This window comes from Bradyrhizobium sp. 186, assembly GCF_023101685.1.
Lineage (GTDB): Bacteria > Pseudomonadota > Alphaproteobacteria > Rhizobiales > Xanthobacteraceae > Bradyrhizobium.
Genome location: NZ_CP082164.1, coordinates 6,762,408 through 6,784,025 on the forward strand (window position 1 = coordinate 6,762,408; position 21,618 = coordinate 6,784,025).

27 protein-coding genes and 2 tRNA genes are annotated in these 21,618 nt (G+C 64.0%); 16 read left to right on the forward strand and 13 right to left on the reverse strand.

Annotated elements, in window-relative coordinates:
- The first annotated feature begins 3 nt into the window (after nucleotides 1-3).
- From IVB18_RS32670 to IVB18_RS32680, 3 genes are all read left to right on the forward strand, one after another.
- Entirely contained in the window at nucleotides 4-882 is an 879-nt protein-coding gene (locus IVB18_RS32670) for an ABC transporter permease (RefSeq protein WP_247984441.1), read from the forward strand.
- A gap of 4 nt (nucleotides 883-886) precedes the next feature.
- A complete protein-coding gene (locus IVB18_RS32675) occupies nucleotides 887-1,618 on the forward strand; it encodes an aspartate/glutamate racemase family protein (RefSeq protein WP_247991789.1) in 732 nt (243 codons plus the stop codon).
- A gap of 177 nt (nucleotides 1,619-1,795) precedes the next feature.
- Nucleotides 1,796-2,296 (forward strand): hypothetical protein, encoded by a 501-nt coding sequence (locus IVB18_RS32680; RefSeq protein ID WP_247984442.1) that lies wholly within the window; start codon nucleotides 1,796-1,798, stop codon nucleotides 2,294-2,296.
- Nucleotides 2,297-2,490: 194 nt separating this feature from the next.
- On the opposite strand, the gene IVB18_RS32685 is transcribed toward IVB18_RS32680, so the two are convergent.
- Both IVB18_RS32685 and IVB18_RS32690 read right to left on the reverse strand, forming a co-directional pair.
- Nucleotides 2,491-2,850, reverse strand: coding sequence for a hypothetical protein (locus tag IVB18_RS32685; protein WP_247984443.1), 360 nt, complete (start codon nucleotides 2,848-2,850; stop codon nucleotides 2,491-2,493).
- Between the two features lie 98 nt (nucleotides 2,851-2,948).
- Complete coding sequence (locus tag IVB18_RS32690) at nucleotides 2,949-3,263, reverse strand: hypothetical protein (RefSeq protein WP_247991790.1); 315 nt, start codon at nucleotides 3,261-3,263, stop codon at nucleotides 2,949-2,951.
- 112 nt (nucleotides 3,264-3,375) lie between these two features.
- On the opposite strand from IVB18_RS32690, the gene IVB18_RS32695 reads away from it, so the two are divergent.
- Together IVB18_RS32695 and IVB18_RS32700 are read left to right on the forward strand one after the other, a co-directional pair.
- Nucleotides 3,376-3,606: a hypothetical protein gene (locus IVB18_RS32695; RefSeq protein WP_247984444.1), complete on the forward strand. Its 231-nt coding sequence runs from the start codon at nucleotides 3,376-3,378 to the stop codon at nucleotides 3,604-3,606.
- Nucleotides 3,603-3,767 carry a hypothetical protein gene (locus IVB18_RS32700; protein WP_247984445.1) on the forward strand — a complete coding sequence of 55 codons (165 nt, stop codon included), beginning with the start codon at nucleotides 3,603-3,605 and terminating at the stop codon, nucleotides 3,765-3,767. Before IVB18_RS32695 ends, IVB18_RS32700 begins: the two co-directional genes overlap by 4 nt.
- A gap of 27 nt (nucleotides 3,768-3,794) precedes the next feature.
- On the opposite strand, the gene IVB18_RS32705 is transcribed toward IVB18_RS32700, so the two are convergent.
- The 4 genes from IVB18_RS32705 to IVB18_RS32720 form a co-directional block, all read right to left on the reverse strand.
- A complete protein-coding gene (locus IVB18_RS32705; protein ID WP_247984446.1) occupies nucleotides 3,795-4,316 on the reverse strand; it encodes a PAS-domain containing protein in 522 nt (173 codons plus the stop codon).
- Nucleotides 4,291-5,487, reverse strand: a complete 1,197-nt coding sequence (locus IVB18_RS32710; RefSeq protein WP_247984447.1) for a PAS-domain containing protein — start codon at nucleotides 5,485-5,487, stop codon at nucleotides 4,291-4,293. Before IVB18_RS32710 ends, IVB18_RS32705 begins: the two co-directional genes overlap by 26 nt.
- A 119-nt stretch (nucleotides 5,488-5,606) precedes the next feature.
- Nucleotides 5,607-6,137, reverse strand: coding sequence for a gamma carbonic anhydrase family protein (locus tag IVB18_RS32715; RefSeq protein WP_247984448.1), 531 nt, complete (start codon nucleotides 6,135-6,137; stop codon nucleotides 5,607-5,609).
- Between the two features lie 84 nt (nucleotides 6,138-6,221).
- Nucleotides 6,222-6,551, reverse strand: coding sequence for a hypothetical protein (locus tag IVB18_RS32720; RefSeq protein WP_247984449.1), 330 nt, complete (start codon nucleotides 6,549-6,551; stop codon nucleotides 6,222-6,224).
- A 218-nt stretch (nucleotides 6,552-6,769) separates the two neighbouring features.
- Here IVB18_RS32720 and IVB18_RS32725 point away from each other — a divergent pair, with 218 nt between their 5' ends.
- Nucleotides 6,770-7,477, forward strand: coding sequence for a hypothetical protein (locus IVB18_RS32725; RefSeq protein WP_247984450.1), 708 nt, complete (start codon nucleotides 6,770-6,772; stop codon nucleotides 7,475-7,477).
- Between the two features lie 159 nt (nucleotides 7,478-7,636).
- Here IVB18_RS32725 and IVB18_RS32730 read toward each other — a convergent pair whose 3' ends face one another.
- Together IVB18_RS32730 and cysE are read right to left on the reverse strand one after the other, a co-directional pair.
- The gene (locus tag IVB18_RS32730; RefSeq protein ID WP_007602550.1) at nucleotides 7,637-7,855 is read right to left on the reverse strand and encodes a DUF3126 family protein; all 219 of its coding nucleotides are present in this window, start codon (nucleotides 7,853-7,855) and stop codon (nucleotides 7,637-7,639) included.
- Between the two features lie 135 nt (nucleotides 7,856-7,990).
- Nucleotides 7,991-8,818: a serine O-acetyltransferase gene (gene cysE / locus IVB18_RS32735; RefSeq protein ID WP_247984451.1), complete on the reverse strand. Its 828-nt coding sequence runs from the start codon at nucleotides 8,816-8,818 to the stop codon at nucleotides 7,991-7,993.
- Nucleotides 8,819-9,095: 277 nt separating this feature from the next.
- Between cysE and IVB18_RS32740 the strand changes: the two genes are divergently transcribed.
- The gene (locus IVB18_RS32740) at nucleotides 9,096-10,499 is read left to right on the forward strand and encodes a hypothetical protein (RefSeq protein WP_247991791.1); all 1,404 of its coding nucleotides are present in this window, start codon (nucleotides 9,096-9,098) and stop codon (nucleotides 10,497-10,499) included.
- On the opposite strand, the gene IVB18_RS32745 is transcribed toward IVB18_RS32740, so the two are convergent.
- Both IVB18_RS32745 and IVB18_RS32750 read right to left on the reverse strand, forming a co-directional pair.
- On the reverse strand, nucleotides 10,457-11,212 hold the full coding sequence (locus IVB18_RS32745; RefSeq protein ID WP_247984452.1) for an alpha/beta hydrolase: 756 nt from the start codon (nucleotides 11,210-11,212) through the stop codon (nucleotides 10,457-10,459). The two genes, IVB18_RS32740 and IVB18_RS32745, sit on opposite strands and share 43 nt — an antisense overlap.
- A 35-nt stretch (nucleotides 11,213-11,247) precedes the next feature.
- Nucleotides 11,248-12,384: a hypothetical protein gene (locus IVB18_RS32750; RefSeq protein WP_247984453.1), complete on the reverse strand. Its 1,137-nt coding sequence runs from the start codon at nucleotides 12,382-12,384 to the stop codon at nucleotides 11,248-11,250.
- Between the two features lie 293 nt (nucleotides 12,385-12,677).
- On the opposite strand from IVB18_RS32750, the gene IVB18_RS32755 reads away from it, so the two are divergent.
- Nucleotides 12,678-12,923, forward strand: coding sequence for a zinc-finger domain-containing protein (locus IVB18_RS32755; protein ID WP_007602543.1), 246 nt, complete (start codon nucleotides 12,678-12,680; stop codon nucleotides 12,921-12,923).
- Between the two features lie 19 nt (nucleotides 12,924-12,942).
- A complete protein-coding gene (locus IVB18_RS32760; RefSeq protein WP_247984454.1) occupies nucleotides 12,943-14,145 on the forward strand; it encodes an FAD-dependent monooxygenase in 1,203 nt (400 codons plus the stop codon).
- A gap of 113 nt (nucleotides 14,146-14,258) precedes the next feature.
- Here the strand turns inward: IVB18_RS32760 and IVB18_RS32765 are convergent, their stop codons facing one another.
- A complete protein-coding gene (locus tag IVB18_RS32765) occupies nucleotides 14,259-14,705 on the reverse strand; it encodes a twin-arginine translocation pathway signal (RefSeq protein WP_247984455.1) in 447 nt (148 codons plus the stop codon).
- A 167-nt stretch (nucleotides 14,706-14,872) separates the two neighbouring features.
- Between IVB18_RS32765 and IVB18_RS32770 the strand changes: the two genes are divergently transcribed.
- Nucleotides 14,873-14,961: transfer RNA gene (locus IVB18_RS32770), tRNA-Leu, on the forward strand.
- 48 nt (nucleotides 14,962-15,009) lie between these two features.
- Here the strand turns inward: IVB18_RS32770 and IVB18_RS32775 are convergent.
- The gene (locus tag IVB18_RS32775; RefSeq protein ID WP_247984456.1) at nucleotides 15,010-15,699 is read right to left on the reverse strand and encodes an alpha/beta hydrolase; all 690 of its coding nucleotides are present in this window, start codon (nucleotides 15,697-15,699) and stop codon (nucleotides 15,010-15,012) included.
- 222 nt (nucleotides 15,700-15,921) lie between these two features.
- Here IVB18_RS32775 and IVB18_RS32780 point away from each other — a divergent pair.
- The 5 genes from IVB18_RS32780 to IVB18_RS32800 all read left to right on the forward strand — a co-directional run bounded on the left by IVB18_RS32780 (nucleotide 15,922) and on the right by IVB18_RS32800 (nucleotide 19,254).
- Nucleotides 15,922-16,009: transfer RNA gene (locus IVB18_RS32780), tRNA-Leu, on the forward strand.
- Nucleotides 15,970-16,200 (forward strand): hypothetical protein, encoded by a 231-nt coding sequence (locus tag IVB18_RS32785; protein WP_247984457.1) that lies wholly within the window; start codon nucleotides 15,970-15,972, stop codon nucleotides 16,198-16,200. The genes IVB18_RS32780 and IVB18_RS32785 overlap by 40 nt, the downstream gene beginning before the upstream one ends.
- Before the next feature lie 89 nt (nucleotides 16,201-16,289).
- The gene (locus tag IVB18_RS32790; protein WP_247984458.1) at nucleotides 16,290-16,487 is read left to right on the forward strand and encodes a hypothetical protein; all 198 of its coding nucleotides are present in this window, start codon (nucleotides 16,290-16,292) and stop codon (nucleotides 16,485-16,487) included.
- Between the two features lie 264 nt (nucleotides 16,488-16,751).
- The gene (locus IVB18_RS32795) at nucleotides 16,752-17,597 is read left to right on the forward strand and encodes a hypothetical protein (protein ID WP_247984459.1); all 846 of its coding nucleotides are present in this window, start codon (nucleotides 16,752-16,754) and stop codon (nucleotides 17,595-17,597) included.
- 94 nt (nucleotides 17,598-17,691) lie between these two features.
- Complete coding sequence (locus IVB18_RS32800) at nucleotides 17,692-19,254, forward strand: hypothetical protein (protein WP_247984460.1); 1,563 nt, start codon at nucleotides 17,692-17,694, stop codon at nucleotides 19,252-19,254.
- 65 nt (nucleotides 19,255-19,319) lie between these two features.
- Here the strand turns inward: IVB18_RS32800 and IVB18_RS32805 are convergent, their stop codons facing one another.
- Nucleotides 19,320-20,099, reverse strand: coding sequence for a crotonase/enoyl-CoA hydratase family protein (locus tag IVB18_RS32805; protein ID WP_247984461.1), 780 nt, complete (start codon nucleotides 20,097-20,099; stop codon nucleotides 19,320-19,322).
- A gap of 156 nt (nucleotides 20,100-20,255) precedes the next feature.
- Between IVB18_RS32805 and IVB18_RS32810 the strand changes: the two genes are divergently transcribed.
- Entirely contained in the window at nucleotides 20,256-21,506 is a 1,251-nt protein-coding gene (locus IVB18_RS32810; RefSeq protein ID WP_247984462.1) for a multidrug effflux MFS transporter, read from the forward strand.
- The last annotated feature ends 112 nt before the right edge of the window (nucleotides 21,507-21,618 follow it).

The window sequence follows — 21,618 nt, forward strand, 5'->3', positions numbered from 1 at the left end:
GCGATGACGGAGGGACGCCCGCGCAGCTTCTATGTTCTCGCGATCTTCTTCGCGGCCTATGTGCTGTTTCTCTACGGCCCGATGATCGCGATCTACGTCCTGTCGTTCCAAGGGCCGCAGGGCGGCCTCACCTTCCCGATGAACGGCGTCTCGACCTACTGGCTATCCAAACTGTTCCAGGGCACCGGCATCGTCGACCTCGGCGCCGCCTTCCGCCGCTCGCTGCTGCTCGGTCTCATGGTGATGGCCGTCACCGTCGTGCTATCGGTCGCTGCCGGCATGGCATTCCGCCGAAAATTCAAGGCGCAAAGCATCCTGTTCTACTCGGCGATCGCGAGCCTCATCGTTCCCTCGATCATCACCTCGCTCGGCATCTCGCTGGAATTCCGCATCATCGACGATTTGATCAAGGCGCATTGGAACGAGAATTTCGAGACCTCGATGGGCCTGCTCACCTCCGGCCTCGGCGCGCATCTGACCTGGACGCTGCCGTTCGGCCTTCTCATCATGTTCGCGATCTTCAACCGCTTTGATCCCAGGCTGGAAGAAGCCGCGCGCGATCTCGGTGCCACGCCGTGGCAGGCCTTCCGTCATGTCGTGCTGCCGATCATCCTGCCCTCCGTGATTGGCATCGGGCTGTTCGGCTTCACGCTGTCTTGGGACGAGCTCGCGCGCTCCAGCCAGGCGATCGGGGCGGTGAATACATTGCCGCTCGATCTCCAGGGCCTCACCACCACAGTGACGAACCCTGACATCTACGCGCTCGGCACCATCATCTCCGCTGTCTCCTTCGCGGTAATCACCCTTGCGCTCGGCACCATCCACATGCTGAACAAGCGGCAGGCGGCCAAAGGCTCGGACGCCGGCAAGGGACTTGTCTGAACCGATGCGACTTCACGTCGTCAATCCCAACACCACGGCGTCGATGACGGCGAAGATCGGCGCTGCCGCGCGCGCGGCCGCCCTGCCCGACACCGTGATCGATGCGCGCCAGCCCACGATGGGGCCGGTCTCGATCGAGGGCTTTTACGATGAAGCTTTTGCCGTCCCCGGCATGCTCGGCTGCATCCGCGCGGCCGACCGCGACGGCGCGGATGCCCACGTCATCGCCTGCTTCGACGACACCGGCCTCGATGCCGCCCGCGCCGTTGCCAAGGCGCCGGTGATCGGAATTGGGGAGGCCGCCTTCCACATGGCGAGCCTTATTGCCGCGCGCTTTGCCGTGGTGACGACGCTCGGCGTCTCCATCGTCCCGATCGAGCATAATCTGAAGAAGTACGGCCTCGCCGAGCGCTGCGCCCGCGTCCGTGCCGCCGAGGTCCCGGTGCTGGCGCTCGAGGAGCGCAATACCGAGGCGCTCGGCAAAATCTCGGCGGAAATCACGTCCGCGATCCGCGACGACCGCGCTGAGGCCATCGTGCTCGGCTGCGCCGGCATGGCCGATCTCGCCGCCGAACTCGCGGCCGCGCATGGCCTGCCCGTGGTCGATGGCGTCGCCGCGGCGGTGACGCTGGCGGAATCACTGGTGCGGTTGGGGCTGAAGACGTCCCGGCTCGGGCCCTACGCGGCGCCGCGGGCGAAGACATATTCCGGGCCGTTTTCGCCGTTTCAACCGTAATTCCTGCCCTGGCGTGGCGCTCGGAGGGCTCAAGGCCAGCTGATTGCTGGTTTTTTGGTCCTCAGCCTCTTTTTCGTCCCATTCCTTGCGGAAATGTTACGTTTTCGGGACGTCCCGGCCACCCTTGGGTTGCCGCTCTTCGCCACTCACCAAGTTTCAATTTGGGCTTTGTTAGCGATGATCGATCTCGCAGAGGATACACCCTCCAACCCGTTCGCCCGTCTCGGCGCCCAGCCTATCGCGCTGACCGCCGCGGCCCTCCTGCTCCTGATCGCCGGCGTGACCTCGATCGCGATCTGGCGTGCCTACACCGGCGCGGCACCCGAGACCGACCGCGTGGTGGCGTCGCGACAGCTCCAGGCCCGCACCGCGCAGGCCTCAGAACAGCTCGTCGAGAAAACGAAGGGGCTGGAGGCGACCCAGCAGGAATCGATCGACCAGTTGCAGGTCGTGCAGGACCAGCTCCTGTCGGTGAAGCGGCTGCTTGCATTCCAACAGGCCGACACCAAGCGGCTCTCTGAGCAGGTCGCAACCCTGAACGAATCCATCGACGGCTTGCGGCAATCCTTTGCCAGCGCCCGGGCCACCGAGGCCGAGGCCCCCTCGGTTACCCGGAGGAAACCGGCGCGCCACCGCGTCCATGCCAGCGCGCGCAAGCCGGGTAAGTCGCGCAGCTGACCCGGCCGCAACCCGCTCCCGACTTTAATTTTTCTGACTTGTGAACTGGATCACATTCGTCCGTATGATTCCGAGCGATGCTGGGGGTCACCGGATGGCGTGAGCCGATTTTAATATCCGGGGCTGGCAAGGTCGTTGACGGTATACTGCGTCAACGACCTTGTTTTTTGGTGGGTACAGCCGCCTTTTCCGCCTCACTCGCAGACGTCGACGCGACGGAATCGCCATCCCGAAGGCGTCATCACGCGCTTCCGCACGACGTAGCAGCCGCCGTAGCCATCGTCGTAGCCGGTACCATAATAGTAGGGATCGCCGTAGTAGGGGGAGCCGTAGCCATAATAGCCGCCGTAGTAGCCCGCACCGGCGAGACCCGCGCCGATCGCGACACCGGGCCAGAAGCCGCCATGCCAATGGCCGCCACCGTGCCAGCCTCCACCACCGTGGAAGCCGCCGCCATGGAAGCCCCCGAAACCGCCCCCCGCTTGCGCCGCTTGCGGCGCCGACAGCCCGACCGCCGCGACGGCCAGTGCCGCCATGATCATCCTGCGTAACATCACTCGATCCTCCGCGTGGACACGCTCCACGCTAAAGGATCACGCTAACGTCACTCAGGCATTCCTGACAGCCACCCTGCCTCACTTCCGCGCGAGCGTCAGCAGCCGCGACAGATGCTCTTCAACTTTCTCTCGAGCTGCCTGTTCTCGGCATTCACGGTGGCATCGGCGGCAGCCGCGCTGCCTCCCGCGCCGGTGGTGACCCCGGGCGCCGCGTTCGCGCCGGACGATTGCGCCGTGCCCAGGCTATTGGTGCCGGGCGGCGGAGCCGGGGAATTGGCAACGCCGCCGCTCGAACCAGTGGAGCCGCCAGTGCCGCCAATACCTTGGGCGAGCGATGCGACCGACATCGCGGCGATGCCGCAGATCACGATCAAGGCCTTGATTGAAACGGTTGCGGACGATCCAGCCATTGAAAGATTCTCCTTTGGGAAATTCTCCCTTTGCCGATCAACAGCCGCGGCGAAGTCCGGTTCCGGAACAAATCCCGTCACATCAGCTTGAAAGCAAGGAGCAGTCACGATCATGCGCAAACTGATCGCGTTCGACGAGGACACGTTCGACAAGCTGAAGCAGTTGGGACGCGACAGAATGGCGACGTTTCAAGAGCTCGCGGACGAGGCCTTTGCCGATCTCCTGAAGAAGCACGGCATTCCGATCGATCTCAGGGATGCGTTGCGCAAGAGCACCAGGCTCGACGCTGAATCGGGCAGGCCGGCAGCACGTTCCAAAGCCAGAAAGGCGAAATCACGATGACCGATCGCGATCCCTTTGCAGAGGGCGAACGCGCCGCGCGCGAGAACATTCCGGCCGAAGCCAATCCGTACCAGGACGGCAGCGACGAGCATGCGCTGTGGGCCGCCGGCCACGAGAAGGTCGCCGGCACGATCGAAGCGCGCGAGTCCAAGGGAAGCTGACGCTTCGCCACGGGTGAAGCAGCGGATCTATGCGGCGGCCACCATCTTCTCGGTCCGGTCCTCGACCATGGTCACGAACATGTGGGACTCCTCGCCGGTGCCGCCGATCTGGACCCGGCGGGCAGAGATCACGCGGCGCCCGCGCGCGGGATTGTCGATGGTATCGACGATCGGTTCGAGCTGCTGCTTCTGCGTGAGAAGCTGCCGATCGCGCCGCTCGATCAATTCGGCCGTCTCCGCGGAGAACAATTCCCGCGCGGTCTTGCCGATGATCTCGCCGCGCGACATGCCGATCATCTTCTCGGCAGCCTTGTTGACGAAGACATAGCGCAGATTGCGCGCATCCTTGGCGATGATGCCTTCAGCCACATTCTCGATGATGGTGGCGAGCAAACGCTCCATTCGCTCGAGGATGCGCTGGCGCTGACGCTGTTCGGTGACATCCTCCTGCACCGACACCCAGCCGCCGCCGTCCATCGGACGCTCGTAGATCTTGATGATGCGGCCGTCGTTCAGGGTGATTTCAGAGGTCGCCGGCTCGCGGGGCAATCCGGTCGAGCACCGCCGCGAGAAATTTCGCGACGTCGCCGCTGAACAATCCGCTCGTGACCCGGTGCTGGAGGATCTCCTCGAGCGTCGATCCGGCCTGGATCGTCTCGGGCAGGTTGTAGATCTGCCGGTAGTTGCGGTTCATTGCGACCACGGCCGCCTTGGCGTCGAGCATGATCAGGCCCTGCGGCATGCTGTTGATCGCAGCCGAGAGCTGCCACTTCTTGGCCTGGTACTTGTCGTTGAACTTGTCGCGCTCGGTCCTGGCCGCGTCGCGCGCCTGCGCAGTGCCGAGCTCGAGCTCCTCAAGCTCGAATATGCGCGCGACAGCGTCGCGGAAGTTCTGCACGGCGCGCGCAAGGTGCCCGATCTCGTCGTGACGGCCAAGGTGCGGCACCTCGCTCTTGACGTCGCCGGTGGCGATCCGGTCGGTCGCCTGCGTGATCTCGGCCAGCGCCCCGACCACCGAGCCCCGCATCACGACGACGTTCAGTCCCGCGAGCAGCAGCGCCGCGAGGCCGAGCGCGAACAGATAGGCCGCGGCGTAGCGGTTCTCGTTGGCGAGATCGTCCGCCTCGCGGGCTCGTTGACCGTAAATTTTCTCGAGCGTCTCGAGATCGCTGTTGAGCTTTTTGCGCAGTGTCCGGTTGGCGTCGTTGTCGCCCCATTCGCGCGCCGCCGCCGGGCTGATCTCAAGGCCGCGCCGCACCAGCTCCTGGCGGAACTCGACGAACTGCGAGACGCGCTGGCGGAAGGTGGCAGTTTGTTCAGCGTCGTCGTCACCGACGGTTCGCTCCATGTTCTTCACCGCCTCGGCGAGCTCGCGGTTGCGCCGCAGCAGCCCGTCCGCGAACTGCTTCGCACTGCCGCGATCGGCGGACATGTAGATGCCGCGCGACTCCATCACGATGGCGTAGATCAGCGCGTTGATGCGTCCGACGTTGATCGCCGCCTCTGCCGAGGAGGCGTGCATGTGACGATAGGTCGTCTGCAACCGCACCGACTGGATCGACATCACGAGCAGGAACGTCGTGACGATCGCGAGAAAGCCCGCGATGCTGTAGACCTTCTCCGCGACGGTCAGCGTGTCGGCGCCGCGCGCGAAACGAACGAACTTCTTCAGTAGCTTGGTTCCGGCGCCGAGACCGGACCTCAGTGCCACATCGTCCATGGCGCCGCCCCCTGGTTGAGCACACCCCAAGATAGGCGTGATCGCGCTAGCGGGTACTTAAAGTTTCAGCCGGTATTGTTACGGTCCGGAACCGCCGCGGGGCAGGCTCGGGGGCGGCATCAGCCGATCCGCTTCAGGCCCTTTTTGAAGCGTGGGCCGTTCGCGACATAGAATCTGGCTGCGCTCCCCATGCGCTGTACCTGGGCGTCATCAAGCGTGCGGATCACGCGCGCGGGCGAGCCGATGATCAGGGAGCGTTCGGGAAATTCCTTGCCCTCGGTGATGACGGAGCCGGCGCCGACGATGCTGTTGCGGCCGATCCTGGCGCCATTCATCACGATCGAGCCCATGCCGACCAGCGCGCCCTCCTCGATGGTGCAACCGTGCAGGATGACGTTGTGGCCGACGGTGCAGTTTTGGCCGATGACCAGCGGAAAGCCGAGATCGGTGTGGCAGGTCGAGCCGTCCTGCACGTTGGCACCCTCGCCGATCTCGATCCACTCATTGTCGCCGCGCAGCACCGCACCGAACCAGACGCTCGCGCCCGGCTTCAGGCGAACGCGGCCGATTACGGTCGCGGTCTCCGCGATGAAATAATTGCCGTCGGCGGGAAGATCGGGTGCCTGCCCGTCGAGCTCATAGATCGCCATGAAGGTCTCCTGTCACCTGACCCTTGGCATAGCGAAACACGCGCCGTCAGGCAAAGGGCCGCCCTGCCGGGCAGCCCGCGTGCATCAGGCCAGAACGCCGGCCGCGCGCAGCGTCATCAGGAAGAAGGTGCCGCTCATCATGCTCCAGAAGCCGGCGATGACCGTTGCCATCATCACGAATTCGACGCGGCGGCTTTCCACCCGCATGCCGCGCAGCGTGTTTCGCATGATGATGAAGGGCGCGGCGAACACCAGGAACGGCACTGCCGCAAAAGTCTTCGGGGCCACGCCCTCCTGCAACAGCCCGAAGCCGGCGGGCCGCTGAGCCAGCGCCTGGTATCCGTTCACGAGCGCGCCCGCGAATGCGAACCCGATGCAGATCGAGAAGAAAGTGTTGAAAGCTTCAGGTGTCATCGGAACGGTCCGCCCTTACGCAACGCCGGAGCTTTCCTGTGACAAATAGTGCCGGTTAACGCTACATTATCCTTAAGCGAAGGTTAACGGCGCCGGCCGGTCCACGCAGGGCCCTATCCCTTTCCCGGTAACCAGGAACCCTCCGCGAAACCGCTGCCGCGTGGCATATTCGCCGCTGATTCGGCCACCGGCCGACTTCCGGTTCATTGCGCGACGTCATGACGGTGTTTTCGGCAACCTCCCCTCGGTCCCCAAGGACGCACACCCGGGCGCATCTCGTCCCGGTCGTGCTCGGCGGCGTGTTCGCCGCGAGCGCGATCGCGCTTGTCGCCTATCTGCTGTGGCCGACCTGGGGCGCGGGCGGTGCGAACGCACCGGACAAGCTGCCGGTGAGCGTCGGCGGCACGCTGTTCAACCTGCCGGCGGCCGCGATCCGGATGAGGATCCAGCGGCACTCCGGACCCCAGGAGCGCATCGACCTCGACTTCCTTTATCCCTCGCTCGAGTCGCCGGGCGCACCGAAGCATGTCACCGCCGACGGCGTGGATGCGACGATGCAGCCGATCGACCGCATCTTCCTGTCGATCGCGGCGCATCACGATGCGCTGGCGCCGGAGCAGCGCGTCGGCACGATCTTTCCGCGCTATCTCGACCAGGCCGCGGCGACGCCGCAGGAAGGGCTGACGATGCGGATGTTCCGCAGCGACACGCCCTATGGCAGCGAGGATCTGTTTTCGGGCGCGAGCCCTGCGCTCACCGCGCGCTGCACGCGCGATGCGTCGACGCCGGGCATGTGCCTCTCCGAACGCCGCGTCGGCGGCGCCGACCTCACCTTCCGCTTTCCGCGGAGCTGGCTGTCGCAATGGCGCGATGTGGCGGAAGCGATGGACAGGCTGACGGTGCAGCTGCGCGGGCCAAGTGGATAACACGCTATGGCTGCGCTCCTCGCCCCGCTCGCGGGGCCGAGACGAGCTTCGCTCGCTCTGAGAGCGTTCGGATGAGGGGGACTCTCCACGAGATCGGTGAGAGTTAAATTTGCAGAGTTGCGACCTCTCCCGGCAAGCGGGCGAACTGGAGAGCGCGAACTACTCCTGATCGACGAGATCGTCCTCGAGGATCGCCATCTGGAACTGGAACGAGCGATCATCGTCCTCGTCGTCGACGAACAGCACGCCGATGAACTCCTCGCCGATATAGACCTCGGCGGAGTCATCCTTCTTCGGCCGCGGCACGACGCGGATCTTGGGATTGCCGAACACGCGCTTCAGATATGCGTCGAGCTTCCTAACTTCTTTGACGTCCACGGCAAGTCTCCAATCGAAATCTGGGTTGGCGGGCTTTTAGGACGAGACGCGACGAACCGCCAGCAGGAATTGCCAAAGAATTTGGGGACGAAAAGGGCCGGAAAATCAGGCCCTGTTCAAGCTCAAAGCCCCGTATCAAAGTCCCATGGCGTTGATCATCTGATCCATGGTGCGCGACGGCTCGGCGCAGCCGGCCTCGCCGACGATCTTGGCCGGCACGCCGGCGACCGTGACGTTGTGCGGCACCGGCTTCACCACGACCGAGCCGGCGGCGATGCGCGCGCAATGGCCGATCTCGATGTTGCCGAGGATCTTTGCACCTGCGCCAATCAAGACGCCGTGGCGGATTTTTGGATGACGGTCCTCGTTCTCCTTGCCGGTGCCGCCGAGCGTGACGCCATGCAGGATCGAGACGTCGTCCTCGATCACGGCCGTCTCACCGCAGACGAAGCCGGTGGCGTGGTCAAGGAAGATGCCACGGCCGATGCGCGCATTGGGATTGATGTCGGTCTGGAACACCGCCGAGGCGCGGCTCTGGAGATAATACGCGAAATCCTTGCGGCCCTTCAGATAGAGCCAGTGCGCGAGGCGATGGGTCTGGATCGCGTGAAAGCCCTTGAAGTAGAGCAAGGGATCGATGAAGCGCGACGTCGCGGGATCGCGGTCGTAGACGGCGACGAGATCGGCGCGGAAGGCGTTGCCGAGATCCGGATTGTCGCGCAGCGCTTCGTCATAGGTCTGGCGCACGAGATCGCCCGACAGCGCGGCGTGATCGAGCCGGTCGGCGAGACGATGGATCACCGAATCTTCCAGGCGGTTGTGATGCAGCACCGTCGAATAGATGAAGGTCGCAAGCTCCGGCTCGCGATGGACGATGTCCTCCGCTTCGCCCCGGATCCGCTCCCAGATCGGATCGAGCGACGCGAGCTTTCCTCCCGGATTGACCTGATGCACTGCTGCCATGGGATCTGCTCTTTCGAATGGGCCCGTTTTGTTGGCTCTATAACACAGCTTAGGCGACAAAGTCCTGACGGGCTTGCCTGAGAGTGAACAACGCCTTGCTCCGCAAAAGCATGCCAACGCGTTGAATCACAACACTTTCCTCTGACGCCCCCAAGCGGCAAGGTCGGCTCAAAATGGTCAGAGTTTTGCCAAATTCAAGCCGTGCGGTGTCAAACTATTGGTGAATTCCGCCTCAACGGTTATTGCGGGCATGGTCGCGGGCGACGACGGAGCGGATTTGACCATCACCACCGATAGTTTGCGTGCGCGCGGCGCGGGCTCGTTCTTGCTGCGGCTCGCCGCGGTGGCCCTTCCCCTCCTGATGATCACGCCCGCGTTCTGGAACGGCTATCCCTTGCTTCAGTGGGATACTGGCGGCTATCTGGCCCGCTGGTATGAGGGCTATCTCGTCCCCAGCCGCTCCACCGTGTTCGGCCTCTATCTGCATTGTGGCGAGAGCTTTGGCTTCTGGATCAACCTCGCGGTCCAATCACTGGCAACGCTGTGGCTGTTGCAGCTCACCCTGCGCGTGCTCGGCCTGATGCAGACGTTCCGCTTCGTCGCGATCAGCCTGCTCCTGATCCTGTCGACTGCACTGCCCTGGCTTGCGAGCATGCTGCTGACCGACATCTTTGCAGGACTGTCGGTGCTGTCGCTGTTCCTCCTGATCGTCGGCGGAAGCCGGACTTCGACGCTCGAAAAAGTCTCGCTGTTCGTCTTCACCGCCTTTGCCGCCGCAACCCACAGCGCCACGCTCGGCGTGCTGCTCGGGCTCTGCGCCGCAGGCTGGATGGCGCGGCCGCTGCTGGGGAGCCGCCTTCCGCTTGCCGGATTAGCACAGGCGAGCCTGACCATCGTCGCGGGCGGACTGATGCTGGTGTCGGCGAACCAAGCGCTATCGGGCCAATGGGCCTGGACGCCCGGCGGCTACGGCGTCGCCTTCGGTCGCATGATGCAGGACGGCATCGTCGCGCGCTATCTCAACGACCACTGTCCGCACGAGACCTTCAAGCTCTGTCCTTACCGCAATCAATTGCCGGCGACCGCCGACGAGTTCCTGTGGGGCAAGAGCATGTTCAACACGCTCGGCCGCTTCGAAGGCATGAATGAAGAGATGGACTACATCGTCGTGCATTCGCTCGCCGACTATCCGGCCTGGCAGGCCGGCGCGGCCCTGCGGGCGATAGGACAGCAATTGTTGCACGTGGCGACCGGCGAAGGCGCCAGCGGCTGGATCCCGCACACCTACGGCATCATCGAGCGTTACATCCCCTCCCAGGTCGCGCCGATGCGCGCGGCGCGCCAACAGAATTGGGGTGTTGATTTCGAGTACGTCAACCGGCTGCACGTTCCCGTCGCGCTGGCCTCGATGCTGGCGCTGGTCAGACTGCTCGCGAATTCGCTGGCGAACCGCCGGCTCGACGATTTGACCCTGCTGGCGGCGACCGTCACGCTGGCGCTGCTCGGCAACGCCTTCATCTGCGCCGTCATCTCCGGCCCGCACGACCGCTACGGCGCGCGGATGGTGTGGGTTGCGACCTTCGTGGTGCTGATGGCGGTGGCGCGCCGTTTTGGCGACGAGGAGCCGCGGGCGAAACTTCAGCGGCGGCGTGACAGGAAGTCGAGCACGCCGGTCTTGTAGACCTTGTCGCCCACCGCGCGCATGTGGTCCCGGTTGGGGATGTCGAGCACGTCCGAGCCGGGGATGATGGCGCCGAGCGCGCCGGCAGAGCCTGCGACGTCGTCGGTGGTGCCGACCGCGATCAGCACGGGCACGTCGATCCGTGCAGCCTCGTCCTTCGTCATCAGCTCGCGCGTGCCGCGCAGGCACGCGGCGAGCGCGCGGCGGTCGGAACGGGTCTGATCGGCGAAAGCGCGGAAGGTGCGGCCGACGGGATCGGTGACGTCGTCGAGCGAGGCCGCTTCCAGCGCCTTCGCCACGTTCTCGCCGGGACCGGTGCCCTCGATCAGGCCGCCGATGCCGATGCCGCCGAGGATCGCCGAGCGCAGGCGCTGCGGCTCGTTCAGCCCAAGCCAGGCGGCCATCCGTCCGCCCATCGAATAGCCCATGATGTCGGCCTGCGGGACGGCGAGATGATCCATCAGCGCGAGCACGTCGCCGGCCATGGTCGGGATCGAATATTGCGCGGGCTCGTAGAGCTTTGCGCTTTCACCATGCCCGCGATTGTCCAGCGCAATCACGCGGCGTCCGTTCTTGCGCAGTTCCGAGACCCAGGTCGGATAGACCCAGTTCACGTTCTTGCTGGAGGCAAAGCCGTGCACCAGGATGATCGGATCGCCCTCGCCTTCGTCGAGATAGGCAATTTCAACGGCGCCGTTGTGAAAGCTCGGCATCACTTGTTCCGCAGTGTTGAGGGGAAAGGTTGATCTTAGGCCCTGAGGGCCGCGCTTGGGAGGGCGGCTTCGGCTGCGATCTGGGCCCGGCGCAGCCGCCGCGCCCGTCTCTGATCGCACCAGACCTGGGTCAGGCGCTCGGCCGTCGCCTTGATCGAGGACAGAAGGCCGAACAGTGTCAATGCCGCGCCGAACAGCCAGAGCGCAAGATCGAACGCGCCGCCCACGAGCAGCAGCGCACCGCGGCCAAGCAGCTTCATGATCGCGCGCGTCTTGCCGCCCTGCGCTTCCGCGAGCCGAGCCGCACGCGCGACGTCCTTCGGCCCTTCGGCGACGCGCAGCGTGTCCATGGCGCCGCGCGTGCCGGTCTTTTCGGCGACGCGCGTGACATCCTTGCCGAGCCGCATCAGCGCGCCGATCTTCTCCGCACGGAATGCGGCCTTGATCGCGCGCGCGGTATCGCCCGGCCGCAGCACCGAACCGGAGGCGACCGCGTTCTGGAGCATCGGCGTATCGACCACCTCGCGCGCGGACCGGCCGGCCCATGCGGCGAGCCCCTCGCCGAGCCGCCCGACTTTCCGGGCATCCTTGACCAGCGTCAGCCCGGCGCGCACCGGCGCCGCGCCGCCGACGGACACGTAGGTTGCCGCCGTCACCGCAAGCCCCGCGGCCGCAAGCCCGAGAACGAGACGATCGGCGTCCTCGCCCATCGCGAGGTGCTTGCCCTCGCGCACAACATCACGGACGTCGCCGATCACGAAGAGATCGCCGGCGACCGTCCCGGACAGGCTGGCGACATCGTCGGCGCTGCCGGTGATGAGGCCGGTGGCGAACCGTTTTGCGAAATGCGAGGTGGAGTTCTGCTCTTTGACCGCATCGCTCACGTGGTTCAGGACGTCATCGGAAAGCGCGATGTTGCGTTCACGCGCGAGCACGACGAAGCTATTGGCGAGATCGGCATCGCCTGCTGCGAGCGCAGCTTCGATGTTGTCCTGAACCAGGCGGTCGTTCTGTCGCAGAAGGGCGTCGAGCCCGAGTTCGGAGAGCACGGCCGGGTCGTCCTGAGCGGCGAAGATCGCGCCGGCCTCGCGGGCATGCGGCGCTACGTGCGCGAGCATGAAGCTGCATGCCGCAATACCGGTCAACGCTGTGCTGATTCGCAGCCACTTCATGCTGAAAGCCCGGACGTCCGCCTGATGGTTCGTCTTTTGCCGCAATTGCGCTCATCCAAGGACATAGTATGCCAAAATTGCGACACAACGTCCCCGACGAAAGAAGGGCTTCTCTCAAGCCGCAAGATTGTGTCGAATTTGCATGAGCAAATGAGCATGGGGCAATTGCGAACCTTTCGGTTCCGCTGGACTAGCAATCATCTGCACCCGCCAGTATGGTCCGCGGCGCCTTAAAGAAGCCGCGTCAGTCGTGATTGTTGTCTGCCGCCATTGCCACTCCAGGATGAGTTACGATGTCCGACCATGTCGTCCCGCACTTCCACAACGATGCCGGTGTCCCCGTCATCGAGATCGGCTCGCAAGAGTTCATGTGCGTGGGCGCCAATCCTCCGTTCGATCATCCGCACGTCTTCCTCGACCTCGGCAACGACAACGAGATCATCTGCCCCTACTGCTCGACGCTGTACCGTTTCGCCGCCGACCTGAAGGCCGGCGAGGCGCGTCCGCCGGAATGTGTCCTGAAGGACAAGGTGGCCTGACCGGTCCCTTCGGTCAGGGGTGGCGCTCTCCCGAACAATCGTCATCGCCGGTGCCGGAATCGGAGGACTGACGGCCGCGCTGGCGCTCGCGGCCCGCGGCTTTCGCATCGTCGTGCTGGAAAAGGCCGAGCGGCTCGATGACGTCGGCGCGGGCCTGCAATTGTCTCCCAATGCGAGCCGCGTGCTGGTCGAGCTCGGCCTGACGGATCGCCTCAAGCTGCGCGCGGTGACCCCGGAGGCGGTGTGCATCATGAGCGCGCGCGCCGGCGGCGAGCTGCTACGCATGCCCCTCGGTGAAGCGGCCTCGGCGCGCGCCGGTGCCCCCTATTGGGTGGTGCATCGTGCCGACCTGCAAGCGGCGCTGGCCGGTGCTGTCTCCGACCATCCCGACATCGAATTGAAGCTCGGCGCGACCTACGAGGATGTTGCACCCCACGCCAAGGGACTGACCATCGTCCATCGCAGCGGCACGATACGCCGCAGTGATCTGGCGAGCGCGCTGATCGGCGCCGACGGCATCTGGTCGACGGTGCGCCAGCAACTGTTTCCCGAGGTGCAGCCGCGCTTCTCCGGACTGATCGCATGGCGCGGCACGCTCGATGCCACGCAATTGCCGAAGGACTACACGGCGCGCCGGGTGCAGCTCTGGATGGGGCCGAACGCCCATCTCGTCGCCTATCCGATCGCGGGCGGACGCCAGATCAACGTGGTCGCGGTGCTGCCGGGCACCTGGAACAGGCCGGGCTGGAGCACGCCGGGCGATCCCTTCGAGCTGATGGATGCCTTTGCCGCGCCGCGCTGGCCGCCGCCGGCGCGGATGATGCTCACCGCGGTCGACAGCTGGCAAAAATGGGCGCTGTTCGGCGTGCCCGAGGGCTGCCCCTGGAGCAAAGGCCAGGTGGCACTGCTCGGCGACGCCGTGCACGCGATGCTGCCGTTCGCCGCCCAGGGCGCCGGCATGGCGATCGAGGATGCCGCCGTGCTCGCGCGGCACCTGAGCTTTGAGGCTGCCGAGAGCGCAAGCAGCATCGCCGCAGCGCTGAAGCAATATGGCCGCGCGCGGCAGGCGCGCGTCCGGCGGGTGCAGCGGACCGCGCAGCAGCAGGGCCGCATCTATCATCTGACCGGTCCGCTCGCGCTCGCGCGCGATCTTGCGATCCGCGCGCTTGGGCCGGGGCGCATGCTGGCGCGACAAGACTGGATCTACGGCTGGCGGGCCTAAGGCGCGATGAGATTGGGAGCAATCGTCATCGCGCTCCAGGTTATCGTTTGAGCATGATCTTTTCGGAGAACCGCCGGACACTTTTCCGGATCATGCTTCCAGCCGCGCGCTCGTCAGTGGACGGCGCCGCCGGATTTCGAGCCCGGCGCCGGCTTGGCCTCGCTTTTCGGTGCAGGCACAAATGTCGGTTGAGCGGGCGGAGTGGCCGCCTCCATGTCGCTCTCGCGGCATCTGTTCTTCCGCCAGGTCTCTTCCATCAACTTCTGCTGTCCGCGCACGGCGATGTAGTCGTTGCGATAGGCTAGCTCTGCCACTACGACGCCGCCTGTCCCGGTTTCGGCCTTCGCCATCAGCCGCTCGAGGTCCTCGACGCGCTTGACGAGGTTTTTCCGCTCGGGCGCGAGTTGCTTGCAATCCCAAAGGTCATAGCGGGCCGGATCGACGAAGGCTGGGCTGATGGTGTCGCTGACACTCGCGCAGCCGCCGAGCGCCGCGCAGAGCCCCAGCAGCGGAAGCAGCACACGCGCAGAGCGACGGTGGTGGAGAAACGAGACAGGCATGCCGGATTGGTAGTCCCCGTAGATTGAGATTGCCTAAAGCAAGCCGAGATGTCCGGATTGAGGCTTTGCCTTGTGCAGGCGGCTCGCTTAAGGAGGAGACATCCCGTCCGGCCCCCGCCACCAAAAGCGGCCGAACGGAACTTAAGTCTTTGATCTCGTTGGATCAAGCGGGCATGGCGGAATTGGTAGACGCAAGGGACTTAAAATCCCTCGGTGCGCAAGCGCTGTGCCGGTTCGACCCCGGCTGCCCGCACCACCAGAGCTGACGGCGATCGGCTTGTTGCAAGCCTTCGCAGCTCAGCTGTTACGTCCCGATAGATGCGGCGGCGTTTGCGATGAATTCCGCCACGACCTCGGGCTGGGAGAGCATCGGCACGTGCGAACTCTGGAGCACGAGCGTTTCCGCGCCCATGCGGCTGGCCGAGTCCCGCTGCACGTCCGGCGGAATGGTCTCATCGCGTGCTGCAACGACGTACCATGAAGGCTTCGAGCGCCAGGCCGCCTCCGAAATAGTATCGCTGAAGCATTTAACCGCAAGCGGGCCTTGCGTTGCGTAGACGATGTCAGCTTCGTCTATCGGAATATCCTGGACGAAGTGCTTGCGTACACCCTCCTGCGTCAGGGCCACATAACCTTCACCATAGGGCCTGATCTCGGCCGCACCAGGCGCTGGCTTGTAGGGCTTCCACCAACCGTCGAACGACTGACCGCTGTCGGGCGCGCCCGCGGCGACATACACAAGGCCCTTCACCTTGGGATGATTGCCAGCCTCGGTGATGACGGCACCGCCCCAGGAGTGCCCAACCATGAGAACGGGGCCTTCCTGCATGTCTACGACGCGGTGGGTGGCCACAACGTCGTCGGCGAGCGAGCTCAGGGGATTTTGAACGGCAAGAACTTTCAGCCCCCGCTTCGTAAGGAGAGGAATGACCTTGGCCCAGCAAGAGCCATCCGCGAAAGCTCCGTGCACGAGCACGACTGTTCCAATTGCCACGATGCAACTCCCTTTCTTCGACCTGGATGAGCCGGCCTCGCGCCCTCTTGGGGCCCGACGTGGTCCAGCACATGCTTGGATGTTATTGCGCTTGCCGTCATCCGGTCATTGGAGCAACGCGTGTTGCCCGTGAGGCAATATCTCTTGAGGCCTGCTGGCGAACGACGCAAGCAGGCCGCGAAATTTTTCGTGCAAACAGACAAAAGGATTACAGGAATGAACGCTGGCGCTTGGCCACAGGAGTGGAAGGAGAGGACTTAAGATCCCTCGGTGCGCAAGCGCTGTGCCGGTTCGACCCCGGCTGCCCGCACAACGCGAGCTGACGGCGCCGACTGCGCCAACAGCATGATCCAGAAGCAGGCAAGCGCGACCGCGATCTGGATGAAACTGCCCTCGATCGTGTCCCCCGTGATCGAGACGAGAGTTGGAATGGCAACGCCGATGGCCAGCACGGCCGCAAGCGCCGCCGCCGGAAGATCGACGATCAGGACGGCGGCGTAGACCGCCAGTTCGAAAAAGGCATACTCCTTGAGGCGCGGCGAGCAGAGATAAAGTCCGTACATCGCGAGCACGCTGAAGCGCATGGCTGCATGCGGATGATCGATCAGCCAACGGTCGAGGCGCGTCGGCAACGATCCCTCACCGTTGCGGATCGTGCGCAGCATCGACCAGCCGAGCGGCGCGAGCACCAGCGCGGTTGCCGCCAGCGCATAGACGGCGAACACGATCGGTTTGCTGTCGGCCAGGCCGACGCAGTCCACGACACTTCGCGCCAGCAGCAGCAGTGATGGATTGATTTCGTCCAGCTGGACCGAATGCTGGTCGGGAATCCCTCCCGTGATCGCGAGCAACCAGCTCGATGACAGCTGTGGATAGAATGCGATCGAGACCAGGATCGGGAGCACGAAGCTGACGGCCGCCACCATGATCAGGACGAGTTTCTGCCGACGCGGCAGCGGCAGGAAATAGAGCGCGGCCAGCACCGGGCAGAACACCAGCTTGAGCGACATGACAAGTCCGAGCAATGCAGCCCCCACGACACGAGGCAAGTCATGCCGATCATCGCGCGCCGCAGGCCCCGCGAGGCGAAGCAGAAGCGCAAGTGCGACGGCGGTCAGTGCGCCACCCAGGATCGCAAAATTCCCCGAGGCCAGAACCCATTCGAAGCCGACGAATGCGCCGAGCACCCAGAGAACCCTGAGCGCGACGTCACGCAAACTGCGCGTCCGACCGAGACCGGGCAGCAGCAGGCCGCAGAGTACGGCGAGGACGAAATAGACGCCCCTGTAGTGACCGACGAGAAGGCCGCCCGCGCACAAGGGGCGGAAGACGTCCAGCGTGACCGGCAGATAGGGATAGGAAAGCTTGGTGCCCTTCAGATTCTTGACGAAGTAGGGATCGAGCCCTTCGACATGGGCGTCGACCGCCGCGCAATTGACGCGAACATCCCAGCCATATTTCATATCGAGCGTGGCGTCGTTGACGAGATTGCCGAGCACCAGCAGCGCCACCAGCGCGACCAGGCCGGCAAGCCACGGGTGCCGTCTCGCGGCCGTGGCGGCCGACGGCTCAAACCATCTTGTTGCATCGGAGACGTCGGACACCGCGAATACCTTGCTTGCCTTGGGTTCCCGACGCTTTACCGGCGCCCGGTGAGGCCACCATGGACAGGATGCGTTGCGGATTCATCACCCCGGCGTGCCGACCCCAATGATATGGTGAATCCCGGGTTTCCAACCTTGCCTCGACGGCGGATCAACTCGTCCGACGCAGTCCCCGGCGATCACTCCATACCAGCCCGGCGGAACGATGCTTCCGGGTTCCATGCGCGGGGCCCCAGGATTGTTCCGCGTGCGGAACGGCAGAATCACAACTTCTATTTACACAACCTTAGGTAATGGCCCCTAGAGCGATGGATGTTTGCTTCTGACGAGGCAGATCCAAAAAGCATGGCGGACCTTTGGTTGTCCGTTTCGATCGCAGGGACGCAAGATGGACGCGCAGGTTGCCTGGAGCAACTCCAAGCAAAACGGCACCCCCAATACCATCCAGCCGTGGTCGAATATCGGAGCCTATGCGTTTCTAACATCCTTCACATGTGTGTTTTACATTTCCAACGCACCGCTTCTGCTCGGCCATTACGACTTGGGATGGCACCTGGCTGCCGGGGACTTGATTAGAGACGGCTCGGCTATTCCCCTTCAGGATCCCTGGTCGTTCACCCTCGGAGACAAGCGGTGGTATAATCTTTCCTGGCTCTGGGACGTGATCGCCAGCGTGGTGTTTCAATACGCGGGCTTGAGTGGTCTTGTACCGCTTGTCGTCGCTTGCGGCGCAACGATAATGGGGTGCCTCGCGTCCGTCTGCTTGGGGAGCGGAGCTTCGGCGGTCGCCGTTTGCATCGCTATCTTCTCCGCGTGTCTTCTCTATCCCGCCTATGAAGCGGCCCCCAACACTTATCTCGCCGCTTCGCCGAATATCGCGACGATGCTGTTTTGCGTTATCTTCTACAGAGAGTGCGTCAAGGAACCGAAATGGTTGCTGTTGGCAGCGATGATGGTCCTTTGGGTCAATCTGCACGGTGGCTTTTTGATTGGCTTCCATGTCCTGGGCGTGTTCTGCAGCATTTCTCTGCTCAAGCACGATTGGCCAAGTCTCAAAAATTATAGTCTCTCGGGAGTCGGCTGCGCTGCCGCAGTGCTCGTCAATCCGCTTGGCTGGCACATCTACGACGGCGTAACGGCGACGATGGGGCACTTCGTGCAGGCCAACATCGGCGAATGGCTCCCCTACTCCCATAACTTCGAAATACCGGGAAGCATCCCGGGCATGATCTACATTGCGACATTTGTGGCGCTCGAACTTTACTACGGAAGGCAGAGCCTCAATTGCTTGCAGTCGCGGCTGCTCGCTTGGCTGTTCCTGCTGCTAGGGCTCTATCAGTTCAGGTACATGGACTTCTTCTTCATATTCTCAGCGCTTCCACTGGCTCTTCACATCGACCGGTTCCTACCCAAACAACTGCCAGGACTCCAGATTCAAAAATCGCTGCTGGTTGCCGGCCTGATCGGAGCCCTGGCGCTGCCGTCGACCTTTTTGCGGGCGGAGCCGGCTCTCGAACTTCCACAAATGCTCTCGGAGCAGGATGCCAACTATCTCAAGACACATCTCTCACATGCGCGGCTTCTGAACCACTGGAACGCCGGCGGGCTCTTGATCTTCCACACCCGCGGCACGGTACCCGTATTCGTCGATGGGCGGGCGGCTACCGCCTATCCCGATGAGTTGCTGCGTGACTATTTCAAGCTGGTTCGAGACGAGATTGACGAGGCCGCGTGGGACACGGTCATCGAAAAGTATCGTATCGATGCGGTTCTCTGGGTGAGGGAGCATGTGCAATTGAGGCGGTTCCTGGTGGAAAGAAGAGGCTGGAAGGAGGAACATACGGGCCTGTATGAGAGCGTTTATGTCAGGCCGAAAGTGGCCGAGCCGAGAGCGGTGCCTCGCATACCCGTGAGGACTTTCGGTAATCCCGTTGACGGTAGGCCGACATGACGCCGGTATCACGCGACGGTTGCCGTTCAGAAGTCCGTATATGACGCGGTCCTCGCCTGCAGCGCCTACCCCGACAAGCGGGCGGCCAGCCAGTGATCGAGCGCCTCGCGCGCGTCCTGTGTCGCCGCCATGCGCGCAAACTGCTCGCTCTCGATTGCGAGACCCTCGGCGATCGACGCGTTGAGGCCTCGCGTGACCGCCGTGATGATCCGGGCCGTGGCAAGTCGCGAATGCCGCATGATGCGGTCTGCCAGCCCGAAGGCTGCATCCAGCAGATCGGCGTGCGGCACGATGCGGTTGACCAAGCCCATCTCATAAGCGCGTTGCGGCGAAAAATGATCTCCCGTCAGAAGATATTCGAGAGCCCGCTTCCTGCCTGCGAGCCTCGGCAGGCGCTGCGTGCCGCCGAATGTCGGCGTGATGCCGATGTTGATCTCGGGCTTGGCGAAGCTTGCCCGGTCGCTCGCGACGGCGAGATGCACGGCTTCCGTAATCTCGCAGCCGCCGCCGAAGGCGATGCCATTGACGGCGGCTATGATCGGTTTCGGAAATGCCTCCATGCGCGCCGTCATCGCCTGCCCGCGTCGAACGAAAGCCTTGACCGCCGCGTCCGGCCCCAGCTTCACGCTTTCGGAGAATTCGGCGATGTCGGCGCCCGCCGAGAAGGCGCGGTCTCCCGCCCCCGTCAGCACGATGGCGCCAACCCGCGGGTCATCCTCGATGCGATCGAGCACCGCCATCAACTGATCGATGAGAGCGTAGCTCAGCGCGTTGAGCTTGTTCGGGCGGTTCAGCGTGAGCAGCGCGACGGCGCCCCTGGTTTCCGAGAGTATCAAGTCGGACAAGTGCAAGCTCCTTCCAGGTCGAACAGGCGTGGGCAGTCAGCCATATCCGTTTCGTTGTGTATACTCACTAGACGGTATACATTGGGCCGATGTCCAGGAATGGTGAACGCAGCATGGACGATGGATTAAGGCCCCCTGAATCAGAGGTGAGCTTCGTTGTCCGACGTCAATGCCGACGGTTGGGTGTCCTCGGGACACCGTCCGATGGGTTTTCCTGAATTCGTTGTCGTAATCGCGTCCATCATGGCGCTGAATCCGCTCGCGATGGACATGATGCTGCCGGCGCTGCCCAACATCGGGGCGGCCTTCAACATTCCGAACGCCAACCATCTTCAGCTCGTGCTGTCGACTTTCCTGGCCGGCTTCGGCGCGGGTCAGTTCGTCATGGGGCCCCTGTCCGACCGCTTCGGCCGGCGGCCGGTGCTGCTCGGCGGCATGGCGGTCTATGCGGTCGCCAGTGTGCTGGCGGTCGCCGCACCATCGTTCGAGACGCTGTTGCTCGCCCGCGCGTTGCAAGGGCTCGGCACCTCGGCGACGCGCGTGATCGCGACCTCGATCGTGCGCGATTGCTATGTCGGGCGGCGCATGGCGAGCGTGATGTCGCTTGCCATGATGGTGTTCATCGCGGTGCCGGTGATCGCGCCCTCGTTCGGACAGGCGGTGCTGCTGGTGACGCAATGGCGCGGCATCTTCGTCGCGCTGATGCTCTACGGCCTGCTCGCGCTGGCGTGGAGCGTGTGGCGGCTGCCGGAGACCCTTCCCGAATCGGAACGCAGGTCGCTCGCGCCCGCCGACGTATTCGGGGCCTTCCGCCAGACCGTCACCAATCGCCAGACCATCGGCTACGCGACGGCCGCCGGCAGCGTCATCGGTGCGCTGTTCGCCTATGTGTTCTCGGCCCAGCAGGTTTTCACCGGCATCTACCACCTGGGGCACTACTTCCCCCTCGCCTTCGCCGCGATCGCGGCCGGCACCGCCATTGCCGGTTTCCTCAACGCAAAACTGGTCGGGCGGCTCGGCATGCGGGTGATCTCGCACGGTGCGTTGACGCTCTACACCGCGGTGGCCGGTGTGATGCTGCTTGCCGAGAGCCTCAACGCACTTCCGCTTGCCCTGTTCATGGCGCTCTCCGCCCTGATGATGTTCTCGTTCGGCATGATGGTCGCCAACTTCACCGCGCTCGCCATGGAGCCGCAGGGCCATATCGCCGGCACCGCCTCTTCGCTCTACGGCTCGATCACGACGCTGATCGGCATCGTGGTGGGCATGGCGATCGGTCAGAGCTTTGACGGCACGCTGCTGCCGTTTTCGGTCGGCTTCTTCCTGTCGACGCTCGCAGCGCTCGCGATCGTGCTGGTGGTGGAGAAAGGACGGCTGTTCAAGCCACATCATCGCCCGATCGCGTGAGGAACTTCCACGCGGCCTTGATGTTGTACTGCAGCAATTCGAAAGGCCGACCGACAATGGAACCGGAACACCGCGAAGACAAACACGCTCTGGACCGGCGGGACACCGAGCA